The organism is Pseudomonas sp. S3_B08 (assembly GCF_054667725.1).
Genome location: NZ_CP162750.1, coordinates 5,430,280 through 5,446,008 on the forward strand (window position 1 = coordinate 5,430,280; position 15,729 = coordinate 5,446,008).

General features: G+C 61.4%; 11 protein-coding genes. 6 read left to right on the forward strand and 5 right to left on the reverse strand.

Annotated features, from left to right (window positions below; genetic code table 11):
• Nucleotides 1–429: 429 nt before the first annotated feature.
• The 3 genes from AB4N73_RS24470 to AB4N73_RS24480 all read left to right on the forward strand — a co-directional run bounded on the left by AB4N73_RS24470 (nt 430) and on the right by AB4N73_RS24480 (nt 7,170).
• Complete coding sequence (locus AB4N73_RS24470; RefSeq protein ID WP_460142654.1) at nt 430–3,705, forward strand: transglutaminase family protein; 3,276 nt, start codon at nt 430–432, stop codon at nt 3,703–3,705.
• Nucleotides 3,706–3,793: 88 nt separating this feature from the next.
• Nucleotides 3,794–6,280, forward strand: a complete 2,487-nt coding sequence (locus AB4N73_RS24475) for a circularly permuted type 2 ATP-grasp protein (RefSeq protein ID WP_150638260.1) — start codon at nt 3,794–3,796, stop codon at nt 6,278–6,280.
• Nucleotides 6,280–7,170: a transglutaminase family protein gene (locus AB4N73_RS24480; RefSeq protein ID WP_041480721.1), complete on the forward strand. Its 891-nt coding sequence runs from the start codon at nt 6,280–6,282 to the stop codon at nt 7,168–7,170. The genes AB4N73_RS24475 and AB4N73_RS24480 overlap by 1 nt, the downstream gene beginning before the upstream one ends.
• 209 nt (nt 7,171–7,379) lie before the next feature.
• On the opposite strand, the gene AB4N73_RS24485 is transcribed toward AB4N73_RS24480, so the two are convergent.
• Nucleotides 7,380–7,568 (reverse strand): hypothetical protein, encoded by a 189-nt coding sequence (locus AB4N73_RS24485; RefSeq protein WP_016771927.1) that lies wholly within the window; start codon nt 7,566–7,568, stop codon nt 7,380–7,382.
• A 68-nt stretch (nt 7,569–7,636) separates the two neighbouring features.
• Nucleotides 7,637–8,224 (reverse strand): LOG family protein, encoded by a 588-nt coding sequence (locus AB4N73_RS24490; RefSeq protein WP_024011379.1) that lies wholly within the window; start codon nt 8,222–8,224, stop codon nt 7,637–7,639.
• Between the two features lie 342 nt (nt 8,225–8,566).
• Here AB4N73_RS24490 and azu point away from each other — a divergent pair, with 342 nt between their 5' ends.
• On the forward strand, nt 8,567–9,013 hold the full coding sequence (gene azu / locus AB4N73_RS24495) for an azurin (RefSeq protein ID WP_252885227.1): 447 nt from the start codon (nt 8,567–8,569) through the stop codon (nt 9,011–9,013).
• Nucleotides 9,014–9,170: 157 nt separating this feature from the next.
• Here the strand turns inward: azu and nadE are convergent, their stop codons facing one another.
• The 3 genes from nadE to AB4N73_RS24510 form a co-directional block, all read right to left on the reverse strand.
• On the reverse strand, nt 9,171–9,998 hold the full coding sequence (nadE, locus tag AB4N73_RS24500; RefSeq protein WP_460142655.1) for an ammonia-dependent NAD(+) synthetase: 828 nt from the start codon (nt 9,996–9,998) through the stop codon (nt 9,171–9,173).
• Between the two features lie 4 nt (nt 9,999–10,002).
• Nucleotides 10,003–11,226 (reverse strand): nicotinate phosphoribosyltransferase, encoded by a 1,224-nt coding sequence (gene pncB / locus AB4N73_RS24505; protein WP_041480717.1) that lies wholly within the window; start codon nt 11,224–11,226, stop codon nt 10,003–10,005.
• 214 nt (nt 11,227–11,440) lie between these two features.
• Entirely contained in the window at nt 11,441–12,340 is a 900-nt protein-coding gene (locus AB4N73_RS24510; RefSeq protein WP_071174249.1) for a LysR family transcriptional regulator, read from the reverse strand.
• 164 nt (nt 12,341–12,504) lie between these two features.
• Here AB4N73_RS24510 and amaB point away from each other — a divergent pair, with 164 nt between their 5' ends.
• Nucleotides 12,505–13,995 carry an L-piperidine-6-carboxylate dehydrogenase gene (gene amaB, locus AB4N73_RS24515; RefSeq protein WP_276574720.1) on the forward strand — a complete coding sequence of 497 codons (1,491 nt, stop codon included), beginning with the start codon at nt 12,505–12,507 and terminating at the stop codon, nt 13,993–13,995.
• Between the two features lie 197 nt (nt 13,996–14,192).
• Nucleotides 14,193–15,476 (forward strand): L-pipecolate oxidase, encoded by a 1,284-nt coding sequence (gene amaA / locus AB4N73_RS24520; protein WP_315435386.1) that lies wholly within the window; start codon nt 14,193–14,195, stop codon nt 15,474–15,476.
• The last annotated feature ends 253 nt before the right edge of the window (nt 15,477–15,729 follow it).

The following is a 15,729-nucleotide window of genomic DNA, read 5'->3' on the forward strand; positions in this document are numbered from 1 at the left end:
ACCTTCGGGTTGGCGTTTTGCTGATCGTTCCCACGCTCCGCGTGGGAATGCCTCTCGGGACGCTCCGCGTTCCAGCCGTTACTCGCAGTATTGTCGAACATGGTTGTGACGCGGAGCGTCACGGGCTGCATTCCCACGCAGAGCGTGGGAATGATCAAGTTGTTGCCACTGGCCTCTTCGCGAGCAGGCTCGCTCCCACAGGGGAACGCATTCCAAATGTGGGAGCGAGCCTGCTCGCGAAAGCGTCCGATCAAACACCGCAAGAATCAGCGTCCGCAACATTTGCGTGCAACTGAGTCCAAGCATTTCCTCGCATCGCCCGGTTTTGGTGCTGTACTGCCTTGAGCATTTCGCGAAAGCGCGCAAGCCTGTGCATGGCATAAGTCTTGCGCGCTTTCCCATACGCCCAAGGCTCGCAGGAGGCACGCCGTGTCGATTCATGTCGCATTGCATCACGTCACGCATTATCGCTACGACCGCGCTGTCGAACTCGGCCCGCAGATCGTCCGCCTGCGCCCGGCGCCCCACAGCCGCACGCGAATTCTTTCCTATGCGCTGAAAGTCTCGCCCGAGCAGCATTTCATCAACTGGCAGCAGGACCCCCAGGGCAATTACCTGGCACGTCTGGTGTTCCCCGAGAAAACCGCAGAGCTGCGCATCGAAGTCGATCTGGTCGCGGAAATGGCGGTGTTCAATCCGTTCGACTTCTTCCTCGAACCGTACGCCGAGAGAATTCCGTTCAGCTACGCCGCCGATGAACGCAAGGAGCTGGCGCCGTACCTCGAAACCCTGCCGCTGACGCCAACGTTCAAGGCTTACCTGGACAGCATCGACCGCACGCCACTGCCGGCGGTGGATTTTCTGGTGGCGCTCAATCAGCGCCTCAGTGAAGACATCGGCTACCTGATCCGCATGGAGCCCGGGGTGCAGACTCCGGAGCACACACTGCAACACGCCTCCGGTTCCTGCCGTGATTCGGCATGGTTGCTGGTGCAGCTGTTGCGCAATCTCGGTCTGGCGGCGCGGTTTGTTTCCGGCTACCTGATTCAACTGACCGCCGACGTGAAAAGCCTCGACGGCCCGTCCGGCACTGAAGTCGACTTCACCGACCTGCATGCCTGGTGCGAGGTGTATTTGCCGGGTGCCGGCTGGATTGGCCTTGATGCGACGTCCGGGTTGTTCGCCGGGGAAGGGCATATTCCGTTGGCCTGCAGTCCCGATCCGTCCTCGGCGGCGCCGATCAGTGGTCTGGTCGAACCTTGCGAGACACAGTTCAGCCATGAAATGTCGGTCGAGCGAATCTGGGAAGCGCCGCGCGTCACCAAGCCTTACACCGATGAACAGTGGCGGGCGATCCAGGCACTGGGCCGGCAGATCGATGCCGATCTGCTCGAAGGCGATGTGCGCCTGACCATGGGCGGCGAACCGACCTTCGTGTCCATCGACGACCCGGACGGCGCCGAATGGAACACCGCCGCACTGGGGCCGGACAAGCGCCGGCTGTCCGCCGAACTGTTTCAACGCCTGCGCAAGCAATACGCGCCGCAGGGGCTGGTGCATTTCGGTCAGGGCAAGTGGTATCCCGGCGAGCAATTGCCGCGCTGGTCGCTCAATTGTTACTGGCGCCGCGACGGTCAGCCGATCTGGCACAACGACGCGTTGATCGCCGACGAGCAGCAGGACTATGGCGCCGACGGCGAACTGGCCGGACGCTTTCTCGCCAGCGTCGCCGAGCGCCTGAAGTTGCCTGCGCGCTTCGTCTTCCCGGCTTACGAGGATCATCTCTATTACCTGTGGCGCGAGGGCGCGTTACCCGGCAACGTCAGCGCCGAAGATTCGCGTCTGGAAGAGCCATTGGAGCGCGCGCGATTGCGCAAGGTCTTCAGTCAGGGCCTGAACAAGGTGATCGGCCAGGTGCTGCCGCTGGCGCGCACGGCCAAGGGCGATCAATGGCAGAGCGGGCGCTGGTATCTGCGTGACGAGCACTGTCGCCTGGTGCCGGGGGATTCGCCGCTGGGTTACCGCTTGCCGCTGGCCTCGCAGCCGTGGGTGAAAGCGGCGGAATATCCGTTCATCCATCCCAACGATCCGAATCAGGACTTCGCTGAACTGCCGGATCCGGCGCAGCTCGGTGTGCACGGCGAACCTGCTGCGCTGGATGAGCGGGTGCCGAAAATCGACGAATCCGCTGACTGGCTGACCCGTACCGCATTCTGCGCCGAGGCCCGCGAAGGCCGGCTGTATCTGTTCATGCCGCCGCTGGAGCGGGTCGAGGATTATCTGGAACTGGTCTCGGCCATTGAGGCCACCGCCGAAGAACTGCACTGCCCGGTGCTGCTGGAAGGCTATGAACCACCAAGTGATCCGCGCCTGAGCAACTTCCGTGTCACTCCGGACCCGGGCGTGATCGAGGTCAACGTGCAGCCATCGGCGACCTGGGACGAGTTGGTCGAGCGCACCGAGTTTCTCTATGAACAGGCACGGCAAACCCGCCTGACCACCGAGAAGTTCATGATCGACGGGCGCCACACCGGCACCGGCGGCGGCAATCATTTCGTCCTCGGCGGCGCGACACCAGCGGACTCACCGTTTCTGCGGCGGCCGGATCTACTGCGCAGCCTGATCAGTTACTGGCACAACCATCCTTCGCTGTCGTACCTGTTTTCCGGGCTGTTCATTGGTCCGACGTCCCAGGCTCCACGGGTTGATGAGGCGCGCAATGACGCCTTGTACGAACTGGAAATCGCCTTTGCGCAAATGCCGGAACCGGGCGAGGAATGTGCACCGTGGCTGGTCGATCGACTGCTGCGCAATTTGCTGATCGACGTCACCGGCAATACCCATCGCGCCGAATTCTGCATCGACAAACTGTATTCACCGGACGGCGCCACCGGGCGTCTTGGCTTGCTGGAACTGCGCGCTTTTGAAATGCCGCCCCATGCGCGCATGAGTCTGGCTCAGCAGTTGTTGCTGCGGGCGCTGGTCGCGCGGTTCTGGCGCGAGCCTTATGCGCCGGCGAAACTGGCGCGCTGGGGCACCGAGCTGCACGACCGCTTTCTGCTGCCGCACTTTATCGAAGAGGATTTCGCCGACGTTATCGTCGAACTCAACAACGCTGGCTACCCGTTGCGCGCCGAGTGGTTCGCGGCGCATCTGGAATTTCGTTTTCCCAAGGTCGGCGACTACGCCGTCAATGGCATCGAGCTGGAGCTGCGTCAGGCGCTTGAACCCTGGCATGTCCTGGGCGAGGAGGGCTCGGCGGGCGGCACGGTGCGCTACGTCGATTCTTCGCTGGAGCGCTTGCAGGTCAAGCTCAACGGCCTGCCGCCACAGCGCTATCTGCTGACCTGTAATGGCGTCGCGGTGCCGTTGCACCCGACCGGACGAGTAGGCGAGTTTGTCGCCGGGGTGCGCTTTCGGGCCTGGCAACCAGCCAACTGTCTGCATCCGACCATAGCGGTGCACGCACCATTGGTATTCGACCTGCTCGATACCTGGATGGGGCGTTCGCTGGGCGGTTGCCAGTATCACGTGGCCCATCCCGGCGGGCGCAATTACGAAACCTTGCCGGTCAATGCCAATGAAGCGGAGAGTCGGCGCATGGCGCGGTTTTTCCGCCTCGGACACACGCCGGGGAAGCTTCCCGTACCCAAAGTAGAAATCAATGACGAGCTACCGATGACCATCGATCTGCGCCGTTTCTAGAGCCTACGCAACACGCGGATTTTTCGTATATCCGCGTGTCATGTGCCTGCGTTAGTCTGACCGTTCCCTGCTGTCTGCCGAGCTTTCCATGCCTGACCTGCTAGACCGCTACCCGCTGACCGCGGGCACCTATCATGAACTGCTCGACGGCAGCGGCGCGGTGCGCTCGCATTGGCAGCGCCTGTTCGATCAGTTGCAGCGCAGCAGTCCGGCGCAACTGGTGCAGCGCCAAGCCTTGCTGGCGCGGCAGATTCAGGAAAACGGCGTCACCTACAACGTCTATGCCGATCCCAAGGGCGCTGACCGGCCGTGGGAGCTGGATCTGCTGCCCCATGTGATCGCGGCAGATGAATGGCAGCAATTGTCCGCCGGCATCGCTCAGCGTGCGCGCTTGCTCAATGCAGTGCTGGCGGATCTGTACGGTCCGCAGCGGTTGATCAGCGAAGGCCTGCTGCCCGCCGAGCTGGTATTCGGACACAACAATTTTCTCTGGCCCTGTCAGGGCATTGCCCCGCCCGAATCAGCCTTTTTGCATTTGTATGCCGTGGATCTGGCGCGCACACCGGATGGTCGCTGGTGGGTCACTGCCGATCGCACCCAGGCGCCGTCCGGGGCCGGCTATGCGCTGGAAAACCGCACCATCGTCTCCCGCGCCTTTCCCGATTTGTACCGGGATCTTAAGGTCCAGCATCTGGCCGGTTTCTTCCGCACCTTGCAGGAAACTTTGGCCCGTCAGGCACCGGAGGGCGATGACGCACCGCTGGTGGTGCTGCTGACACCGGGGCGGTTCAATGAAAGTTATTTCGAACATCTGTATCTGGCGCGCCAGCTCGGCTATCCGCTGGTCGAGGGCGGCGATCTGACGGTGCGCAATGCCACCGTTTACTTGAAAACCCTCAGTGGCCTGCGCCGGGTGCACGCGATCATGCGCCGCCTCGACGATGATTTCTGCGACCCGCTGGAACTGCGTACCGACTCGGCGCTTGGCGTCCCCGGTCTGCTTGAGGCGGTGCGTCAGGGGCGGGTGCTGGTGGCCAATGCGCTGGGCAGCGGCGTGCTGGAATCGCCGGGGCTGTTGGGGTTTCTGCCGAAGATCAATCAGTACCTGTTCGGCGAAGAACTGATCCTGCCGTCGATCGCCACTTGGTGGTGCGGTGAAGCGCCGGTGCTGGCGCAAGCGCTGGAAAAACTCCCGGAGCTGCTGATCAAACCGGCGTTCCCGTCGCAGAGCTTCGCGCCTGTTTTCGGCCGTGATTTGAGTGAAAGCCAGCGCCTCGAGCTGGCGCAGCGTATGCAGGCACGGCCTTATGCCTACGTCGCGCAAGAGCTTGCGCAACTGTCGCAGGCGCCGGTCTGGCAAGCCGAGGACGGTCATCTGCAACCCCGCGCGATCGGCATGCGCATGTATGCGGTGGCCAGCCACGACGGCTACCGCGTGTTGCCGGGCGGTCTGACCCGAGTGGCGGCCGAGGCTGATGCCGAAGTGGTGTCGATGCAGCGCGGCGGGGCGAGCAAGGACACCTGGGTGCTCAGCGACCGTGCGCCGAGTGGCGAGCAGTGGAAGGCGCAGCGCAATGTCGGCGTGCACGATCTGGTGCGGCGCGATCCTTACCTGCCATCGCGGGTAGTGGAGAATCTGTTCTGGTTCGGCCGCTACTGCGAACGCTGCGACGACAGCGCGCGGCTGCTGCGCATCATGCTCACGCGTTACGTCGATGGCGATGATCCGCAGGCGTTGCAGGCGGCGGTCGATCTCGGCGAGCGGCTGGCGCTGTTGCCGGATGAAGGCGAACTGCCGGAGCGCCTGCTCGCTGCGCTGCTGGGCGAGGACTGGTCGTTCAGCCTGCGTTCCAACTTGCAGCGCTTGCAGTGGGCTGCGTCGCAAGTGCGCGGCAAGCTGTCCCGGGAAAACTGGCAGGCGCTGGTCGAGTTGCAGCGCGAGGCGCTGGAGCTGGAAGTCGATGAACCGGACTTCGGCGAACTGCTGGATTTCCTCAACCGTCTGGTGATGTCGCTGGCGGCGCTGTCGGGGTTTGCGCTGGATGACATGACCCGTGACGAAGGCTGGCGCTTTCTGATGATTGGCCGGCGCATCGAACGCCTGCAATTTCTCAGCAGCAGTCTGGCGGCGTTTCTGCGCGGTGCGGGTGCGTTCGATCAGGCGGGGCTGGAGTGGTTGCTGGAGTTGGGTAACAGCAGCATTACCTATCGCTCGCGCTATCTGGCGGTGGCGCAACTGATTCCGGTGCTCGATCTGCTGTTGCTGGATGAGCAGAACCCCCACGCGGTGCTGTTTCAGCTGAAACTGGTCACCCGCACGCTGAAACGCTTGAACGACGACTTCGGCGCACCTCGCGAAACCGCGCTGCCGCAGCTGGTCGAACGTCTGTCGCGGTTTGATCTCGGTTGTCTGGAGAACCCGCTGTTCGGCAAATCCAGCGTACGTGCCGCGCTGGATGGTCTGGCCGATCTGTTGCAGGAAATCGCCGAAGCCAGCGGCCAGGTATCGGATCGTCTGGCCCTGCGCCATTTCGCCCATGTCGATGATGTCAGCCAGCGAACGGTGTCCGTGTGATGAGCGCTCAGTACCAGATTTTTCACGACACCTGTTATCACTACGACAGCCCGGTTTCCCTCGCGCAGCAACTGGCGCACCTGTGGCCGCGCGAATGCAGCTGGCAGCGCTGCACCGAGCAGCAGTTGCTGATCAGCCCCGAACCGACCATGCGCCGGGATGAGCTGGACGTATTCGGCAATCCGCTGACGCGGTTGGCCTTTGAGCGGCCCCATGACCAATTGCAGGTCAACGCCCGGCTGACGGTCGAGGTACTGGCGCGACCGGCGCTGGATTTCAATCACTCGCCGGCGTGGGAGCAGACCCGCGATGCGCTGACCTACAGCAGTCAGCCGTTGTCCGCCGACTTGCTCGAAGCCTGTCGCTACCGGTTCCAGTCACCTTATGTGCATTTGAAGCGCAGCTTCGTCGAGTTCTCGCAAAGCTGTTTTCCGCCAGGGCGACCGTTGCTGCTCGGCGTGCAGGCGCTGATGCAGAAGATCTTCAGCGAATTCACCTTCGATGCCGAAGCCACCCAGGTGGCGACGCCGCTGGTGGAAGTGCTGGAGCGTCGACGCGGCGTGTGTCAGGACTTCGCTCATCTGATGCTGGCCTGTGTGCGCTCGCGCGGTCTGGCGGCGCGTTATGTCAGCGGCTACCTGCTGACCCAGCCGCCGCCGGGACAGCCACGCCTGATCGGCGCCGACGCCTCGCATGCGTGGGTATCGGTGTTCTGTCCGGTATCGGGCTGGGTGGATTTCGATCCGACCAACAATGTGCGGCCGGCGCTGGAACACATCACGTTGGCGTGGGGAAGGGATTTCTCCGATGTGTCGCCGCTGCGCGGAGTGATTCTCGGTGGCGGTAATCACGACCCGGAAGTGCGGGTTACGGTGATGCCTCAGAATTGATGAGTCTTCAAATGTGGGAGCGAGCCTGCTCGCGAAAGCGTCAGGTCAGCCAATAGATTTGTAACAGATATATCGCATTCGCGAGCAGGCTCGCTCCCACAGGGGATTTTGGTGTTTCAGGGAAAGCAGGGCTGTGAGGGCCGGCAGCAGAACTGCCAGCCCCGTCACAAATCCGCAGGGTCTGATTCGATCATCAAACCCGGTGGGGCTCAGGCGTCGGGCGTCTGATCTTTCGGTGCATCGGATGCATCAACATCATCATCGGTCGCCACTTCACCGTCAGGGTTCAGTGCCGCTTCTTCAGCGGTTTGCTTCTTGCGCTGAAGCTTTTCCTCTTTCTTCTGTTCCTTTGCCAGGTCTCGTTGACGTTTGGCGAAGGAGTAATTGGGTTTGGCCATGGGCGATCCTCTGGGGTCGAAGGTGAGGTTGAGCGGCGCGTATTCTGCCCTGTATCGGTGTCCGGGGGTTAACCGGGTTTTTGGTCGACCCACTTGGGCGTGACGGTCGGCTGCCACTGATCGAGGGCGTCGAGCAGGGAATCTGGCGATTCGCTCACTTGCAGCATGTCACGGTGTGGCGCGCGAACGAAGCCTTCGCCGACGATATGATCGAGAAAAGCCGTGAGTTTGCTGTAGAAACCGTTCACTTCCAGCAGCCCCAAAGGCTTGCCGTGGTAGCCGAGCTGGCCCCAGGTCCAGACTTCGAACAGCTCTTCCAGCGTGCCGAGGCCGCCGGGCAGGGCGATGAATGCATCGCTGAGTTCGGCCATCCGCGCCTTGCGCGCATGCATGCCGTCGACCACTTCCAGGCGCGTCAGGCTCTTGTGGCCGATCTCCTTGTCCATCAGGCTTTGCGGAATGATGCCGATCACTTCGCCGCCAGCGGCCAGCGCGGCATCAGCCACAATGCCCATCAAGCCGACCGCGCCGCCGCCGTAGACCAGCGTCAGATTTCGCTCGGCCAATGCCCGGCCAAGGGCCACGGCAGCCTCAGTGTAGGCCGGCACGGTACCGGCATTGGCACCGCAAAACACACAAACGGATTTCAGCGACATGCGTTACTCCTGAGTAGATCAGGCGCACAGGGTAACGGCTGGCACGCTGCGCTCCAAGGACTAGACTTCGCGTTCGGGTGATTCAAAAGTACCGCTGGCGCCACAGGCGTAGGCGGCGAGCAAGCTGCATAACAGACCGTTAAAGAACATGACTGGCACTCCGTTTCAGTAGGTGGGCCGATCATAGGGTTGGCCGTACGAAATGGCCGTTAGATTGTGTCGATGAGTGTCATAGCCTGAAAGTTGTATACAATTTTTGACTCAAGTCATATGAACTTGCGATGATTTCAGGCAGTCTTTCCACCACTAGTGTTTTTGTTAACCCTGCCTTGGAGATTCACCATGTTTTCCAAAGTTGTTGCGGTATCCCTGCTGGCGCTGGCCAGCAGCCAATTGATGGCTGCCGAGTGCAAAACCACCGTTGATTCCACCGATCAGATGACCTTCAACACCAAGGAAATCGTGATCGACAAGAGCTGCAAGACCTTCACCGTCGAACTGACCCACTCCGGCAGCCTGCCGAAGACCGTCATGGGCCATAACCTGGTGATCAGCAAAGAAGCTGACATGCAGCCAATCGCTACCGACGGCCTGGCAGCCGGTATCGACAAGAACTACCTGAAAGATGGCGACGCCCGCATCATCGCCCACACCAAGATCATCGGCGCCAAGGAAACCGATTCGGTGACCTTTGATGTATCGAAGCTGGATGCCGCTGAAAAATACGGCTTCTTCTGCTCGTTCCCTGGCCATATCTCGATGATGAAAGGCACTATCGTCGTCAAATAAACCAGGCACAAAAAAAGCGTCCCCCCGGGACGCTTTTTTTGTGTAGGAGCTGCCGAAGGCTGCGATCTCTTGATCTTGATCTTCAAAGCAAGATCAAAAGATCGCAGCCTCGTTGCACTCGTCAGCTCCTACAGGCTCGTGCAGGCATTTCCATACCTCAAGGCGCAAACGGCATCACGCGTTTGTGATGGGTCTTGTTGTACGTGTCGACAATGATCTTCGCCGCCTCTTCCCGCACCGCTTCACCGTGCAGGAATGCATCGATCTCGGCATAGGTCACGCCATGCGCTGCTTCGTCCGGCTTGCCTGGCGAAAGATCTTCGAGGTCGGCTGTCGGGACTTTTTCGACCAGCGATTCCGGCGCGCCAAAGCTGCGGGCAATCGCACGCACCTGATTTTTCACCAGGCCGCTGAGCGGGGCGAGGTCGCAGGCGCCGTCGCCGAATTTGGTGAAGAAGCCCATCACCGCTTCTGCCGCATGGTCGGTGCCAATCACCAGACCGCCCGCCACTCCGGCAATCGTGTACTGCGCCACCATGCGCATCCGCGCCTTGGTATTACCCAGCACGAAGTCCACCGACGCCGCCGGTTTGCCTTCGAACGCCGACACCTGAGCCGCCAGCGCCTTGACCGCCGGGCCGATGTTCACGGTGTGGATTTCGTCAGGGGCGATGCAATCGAGCGAGGCCTTGGCGTCGTGCTCGTCGAACTGGGTTTCATACGGCAGGCGCACGGCGATGAATTTGTAGCGGTCGTCGCCGGTTTTTTCGCGCAGTTCACGTACCGCGCGCTGGGCCAGGAGGCCGGCGGTCAGTGAGTCGACGCCGCCGCTGATGCCCAGCACCAGGGTCTTGAGCCCGGAATTGACCAGACATTCCTGGATGAACGTCAGGCGCCGGGCGACTTCGGCCTGCAGGGCCTGATCGTCGGCGAACGGTGGTTGCACCTTGAGCTGCTCAGCAATCTCACGCTGTACGGCTTGCATGAATTCACTCCTTGCTAGATAGACTGGATTCGGCAGGAACCTTGAACACATGTCGCAAATAGGCGACGAAATTCGGATCTTTGCAGTGGGTCTTGCCAGGCTCGTCGGAGATCTTCGCCACCGGCTGGCCGTTGCAGGCGGTCATTTTAAGCACGATGCTCATCGGTTCGACACCCGGGATATCACAAGTGAGGTTGGTACCGATGCCGAAGCTCACATTGATGCGACCGTGCAGCGCGCGGAAAATCTCCAGCGATTTGGGCAGGGTCAGACTGTCGGAAAACACCAGGGTCTTGCTCATCGGGTCGATGCCGAGCTTGTGATAGTGCGCGATGCACTTTTCACCCCACGCCACCGGGTCCCCGGAATCGTGGCGCAGGCCATCGAAGAGTTTGGCGAAGAACAGATCGAAATCGCCAAGAAACGCATCGGTGGTAATGCAGTCGGTGAGGGCGATACCGAGCAGGCCACGGTATTCGCGAACCCAGCAATCGAGCGCGGCGATCTGGCTGTCGATCAGGCGCGGGCCGAGTTGCTGATGGGCCATGATCCACTCGTGAGCCATGGTGCCCAGCGGTTTCATGTCCAGCTCGCGGGACAGGTGCACATTGCTGGTACCGACGAAACGACCCGGGAAGTCGTGCTTGAGCACGTTGACCACTTCGGCCTGCACGCCAAAGGAAAAGCGTCGACGCGTGCCGAAATCGGCAACCTGCAATTGCGACAGCTCATCGGCCGAAGCATTGGCGGTCAGCCAGTCGAACTTGCGATACAGCTGTTCGCGTGCCTGCTCCAGCGAAGTCTCCCGGTAGCGATAGCGATTGCGCACTTCACTGACGATCGCCAGCAGCGGCACTTCGTAGAGGATTACGTGCAGCCAGGGTCCGCGCAGGCGGATAAACAACTCGCCGTTTTCGATGCCGGTGTGCAGGTAGCGCAGGTTGAAGCGGAACAGGCCGAGGAAGCGCAGAAAATCTGGTTTCAGAAAACTGATGCGCTCAAGGAAACTCAACTGATCGGCACTCAGGCTCAGCTCGGCCAGACGCTCGATCTGGTGGCGGATCTCGGCCAGATACGGACGCAGATCCTCGGCGTTGCGGCAGCGGAACTCCCATTCGACTTCGACGTTGGGGTAGTTGTGCAGCACCGCCTGCATCATCGTCAGCTTGTAGAAGTCGGTGTCGAGCAGGTTCTGCACGATGCGATCGGCAAACACACTCTCGCTCATAAACGGGTCTCCAGTTGCGCCGCGCCTGGCGCGGTCTATATCGATGGCGCTAGTGGCGCATATCGGCGGTGGGGATTGCCAGCATTTTTTCAGAGCGCCGCAGATCCACTGTGGGAGCGAGCCTGCTCGCGAAGGCGGTGTGTCAGTTAAAGATGATGTGGCTGACCCGACGCTTTCGCGAGCAGGCTCGCTCCCACAGGGATCCCGGTTGACCTCACACCGGGCTATCGATTTGTTCAAGCATCCATTTCACAAAATCCCGCACCTTCGGCACTTCCGCCGCGTGCTCCGGGTAGGCCAGGTAATAGGCATCGCTGCTGGGCATCGCATGCTGCCAGGGTATGACCAGTTTGCCTTCGGCCAATTCCTCTTCCACCAGAAACCGCGGCAGCAGCGCCACGCCACAGCCGACCTGGGCGGCGCGGATGCACATGTAAAAGGTTTCGAAACGCGGCCCGTGGTAGCTGTGTTCGGTGTGGTAGCCCTGACTGTCGAACCAGTCGTGCCAGGCCTGCGGTCGCGAGGCATTTTGCAGCAGTACCAGGTCGGTGAGTTGCGTCGGGTCAGTGAATGGCGTGTCCGGCAGGCTGCCCGGGGCGCAGACCGGCACCAGTTGTTCGCCGAACAATTTCAGGCATTCGGTGCCCGGACGCGAAGCCTGGCCGAAATAGAAGGCCAGATCGCTGCGCCCCTGCAACAGATCGTCGGCTTCCTGCTCGTTACACAGATCCAGATGAATCGACGGATGGCGCAGGCGCCAGCCTTTCAGGCGCGGCACCAGCCAACGGGCGCCGAAGGTTGACGGGGTGGAGACGCGCAAGACTTCGGTTTCGCCGCCGTAGGAACGCAGGTAATGCGTCGACATCTCCACTTGGCTGAGGATTTTTCTGACCTCGACCAGATACAAATCCCCGGCCGGCGTCATCTGCAAGCGCCGACGCACGCGGCGGAACAGCAAGTGCTGCAACAGTTCTTCAAGCTGTGCGACCTGTTTGCTCACCGCACTCTGGGTCAGGTTCAGCTCTTCGGCGGCGCGGGTAAAACTCAGGTGCCGGGTCACGGCCTCGAAGCATTGCAGCGCGGTGATCGAGGGCAAGTGGCGTTTGTTCAGCATGGCCAGTCCTTTTTCTTGTCTTTCTCAAGGCAGCATGAATAAACGGAATGATATCTGGCGTAAAGGTCGTTTGTTGCATCGCCGCAGTGAGGCTACAACTAAAGGCCTGCCCGGCCATGCAAAGGATGGCCGCACACATTCTGTTTTTGCTTGAGGAGAGACCGATGGTAGCCGCATTGCTTGATCGTCTGGGAGTCAACCCGGCCCTGTACCAGAACGGCAAGGTGCCGGTGCATTCGCCCATCGATGGCAGTGAAATTGCCTCGGTGAACTGGGAGGGCGCTGCCGAAGTCGAGCAGCACATCAGTCGCGCAGATCATGCATTCGAGCAATGGCGCAAGGTGCCGGCACCGCGTCGCGGTGAGCTGGTGCGTCAGTTCGGCGAAGTGTTGCGCGAGTACAAGGCCGATCTCGGCGAGCTGGTGTCGTGGGAGGCCGGCAAGATCACTCAGGAAGGCCTGGGTGAAGTACAGGAGATGATCGACATCTGCGACTTCGCCGTCGGCCTGTCGCGCCAGTTGTACGGTCTGACCATCGCCTCCGAGCGCCCGGGCCACCATATGCGTGAAACCTGGCATCCGCTCGGCGTGGTCGGCGTCATCAGCGCGTTCAACTTCCCGGTCGCAGTGTGGGCGTGGAACACCACCCTGGCGCTGGTCTGCGGCAACCCGGTGGTGTGGAAGCCATCAGAGAAAACCCCGCTGACCGCGCTGGCCTGTCAGGCGCTGTTTGATCGCGTAGTGAAGAATTTCAGCGATGCCCCGGCGAGCCTGTGCCAGGTGGTGATCGGCGGTCGCGATGCCGGCGAAGCGCTGGTCGATGATCCGCGTGTTGCGCTGATCAGCGCCACCGGCAGCACGCGCATGGGCCGCGAAGTGGCGCCGAAAGTCGCCGCGCGTTTCGCCCGCAGCATTCTTGAACTGGGTGGCAACAACGCGATGATCCTCGGCCCGAGCGCCGATCTGGACATGGCAGTGCGCGCGATTCTGTTCAGCGCCGTCGGCACCGCCGGGCAACGCTGCACGACTTTGCGCCGTCTGATCGCCCATGAATCGGTCAAGGAAGAAATCGTCACCCGCCTCAAGGCGGCCTATTCGAAAGTACGCATCGGCCATCCGCTGGAAGGCAATCTGGTCGGCCCGCTGATCGACAAGCACAGCTTCGAAAACATGCAGGATGCGCTGGAACAGGCACTGAGCGAAGGCGGCCGGGTGTTCGGTGGCAAGCGCCAACTGGAAGAGCAATTCCCCAATGCTTATTACGTGTCGCCGGCCATCGTGGAAATGCCCGAGCAGAGCGATGTGGTCTGCAGCGAAACCTTCGCGCCGATTCTCTACGTGGTCGGCTACAGCGATTTCGAGGAAGCGCTGCGCCTGAACAATGCCGTGCCGCAAGGCCTGTCATCGTGCATTTTCACCACCGATGTGCGTGAGGCCGAGCGGTTCATGTCGGCGGTCGGCAGTGACTGCGGCATCGCCAACGTCAACATCGGCCCGAGCGGCGCGGAAATCGGCGGCGCCTTTGGTGGCGAGAAAGAAACCGGCGGCGGCCGTGAGTCCGGCTCCGATGCCTGGCGCGCGTACATGCGCCGGCAGACCAACACCGTCAACTATTCGCTGGAATTGCCGTTGGCGCAGGGCATTACATTCGACTGACAGGTGGAGATCCTCTGTAGGAGTGAGCACTGTGGCGAGGGGATTTATCCCCGTTCGGCTGCGAAGCAGTCGTCGCTTTTGAAATTTTGGGGCCGCTCCGCGACCCAGCGGGGCGGTGCGACGTTTCGCTAAATCCCCTCGCCACAGGGGGGGCACTCAGGTTTGTGTGTTTGTTGGGTTTCTGTTGGAGTCTGGCAATGCCGTTACGCGAAGAATGTCTGTGGGAAACGCTCACGCCACAACGCCCGGATAACGCCGCGCTCAGTGGCGAGGTCAAGGTCGATGTCTGTGTGATCGGCGCCGGGTTCACCGGGTTGTCAGCGGCGCTGCATCTGTTGGAAAAAGGCAAAAGCGTCTGCGTGCTGGAAGCGCATCGCGCAGGGCACGGTGGCTCCGGGCGCAACGTCGGGCTGGTCAACGCCGGCATGTGGATTCCTCCGGACGAGATCGAAGCGGGGTTCGGCGAGGCGGTCGGCAGTCAGCTCAACCGCATGCTTGGTGCAGCGCCGGCGCTGGTGTTCAGCCTTGTGGATAAATACAACATCGATTGCCAGTTGCGCCGCGAAGGCACTTTGCACATGGCACATAACGCCAAGGGCGAGGCGGATCTGCGCAGTCGCGAGCAGCAATGGAAACGTCGTGGCGCGCCGGTCGAACTGCTGACCGGCAAGGCCTGCGAGCAAGCCACCGGCACGCAGAAAATCGCCGCCGCGTTGCTTGACCGCCGCGCCGGCACGCTCAATCCGATGGCCTATGTCACCGGGCTGGCCAATGCCGTGCGCGGGCTCGGCGGGCAGATGTTCGATCATTCGCCAGTGGCTCGCCTCGAGCGCATCGGGCAGAACTGGTCGGTGCAAACCGCCCAGGGTTCGGTACTCGCCGAACAAGTGGTCATCGCCTCCAACGCCTACACCGAAGGCGACTGGACCGAACTCAAGCGCAATTTCTTTCCCGGTTATTACTACCAGGTCGCCTCGGTGCCACTTACCGAAGACGCTGCGCAAGAAATTCTCCCGGGCGGGCAGGGCTCGTGGGACACCCGTCAGGTATTGAGCAGCATCCGTCGCGACAAGGACGGGCGCCTGTTGCTCGGCAGCCTCGGCAATGGCAACCAGAAACCGACCTGGTTTCTCAAAGCCTGGGCCGATCGGGTGCAGCAGCATTACTTCCCCAATCTGAAGCCGGTCGAGTGGCAATGCACCTGGACCGGGCGCATTGCGTTTACTCCTGATCACCTGATGCGTCTGTTCGAGCCGGCGCCGGGACTGGTGGCCGTCACCGGTTATAACGGTCGCGGCGTCACCACCGGCACGGTCGTCGGCAAAGCCTTCGCCGATTACCTGTGCAACGGCGATCCGCAGGCACTGCCGATTCCCTTCGCACCGATGCAGCCCCTGGCCGGTGTGGGCTTGCGCAGTTGCCTGTACGAGGCCGGGTTTTCCCTGTATCACGCGGGCCAGTGCCTGCGCATCGTCATTTGAGTGTTGAAATTTGTTGCCGCAAGCGGCGCTTTTGCATCCAGCGACTAGCCTGTAATGGTGCGGGTTGTAGCAGTACCGCACCAGCAGTGTGCAGTTCGGTGACGCGGGCTGTTACAGGCTGGTTGCACGTCGTTTGCCGCTGGGGTTGCAATGATGGCGCGTGCGGGTTGCGCCTGAAAAAACAAATGGTTTCACCTTCCGCGGTTTAGACGGTTGCACGCCCAATGAAAATGGGACCGAAACAGTCGAAATA

Coding starts and splice junctions, on each gene's coding strand:
- AB4N73_RS24475 (WP_150638260.1), top strand. CDS start 3,794: ATGCCTGACCTGCTAGACCGCTACCCGCTGACCGCGGGCACCTATCAT.
- AB4N73_RS24480 (WP_041480721.1), top strand. CDS start 6,280: ATGAGCGCTCAGTACCAGATTTTTCACGACACCTGTTATCACTACGAC.
- AB4N73_RS24485 (WP_016771927.1), bottom strand. CDS start 7,568: ATGGCCAAACCCAATTACTCCTTCGCCAAACGTCAACGAGACCTGGCA.
- AB4N73_RS24490 (WP_024011379.1), bottom strand. CDS start 8,224: ATGTCGCTGAAATCCGTTTGTGTGTTTTGCGGTGCCAATGCCGGTACC.
- azu (WP_252885227.1), top strand. CDS start 8,567: ATGTTTTCCAAAGTTGTTGCGGTATCCCTGCTGGCGCTGGCCAGCAGC.
- nadE (WP_460142655.1), bottom strand. CDS start 9,998: ATGCAAGCCGTACAGCGTGAGATTGCTGAGCAGCTCAAGGTGCAACCA.
- pncB (WP_041480717.1), bottom strand. CDS start 11,226: ATGAGCGAGAGTGTGTTTGCCGATCGCATCGTGCAGAACCTGCTCGAC.
- AB4N73_RS24510 (WP_071174249.1), bottom strand. CDS start 12,340: ATGCTGAACAAACGCCACTTGCCCTCGATCACCGCGCTGCAATGCTTC.
- amaB (WP_276574720.1), top strand. CDS start 12,505: ATGGTAGCCGCATTGCTTGATCGTCTGGGAGTCAACCCGGCCCTGTAC.
- amaA (WP_315435386.1), top strand. CDS start 14,193: ATGCCGTTACGCGAAGAATGTCTGTGGGAAACGCTCACGCCACAACGC.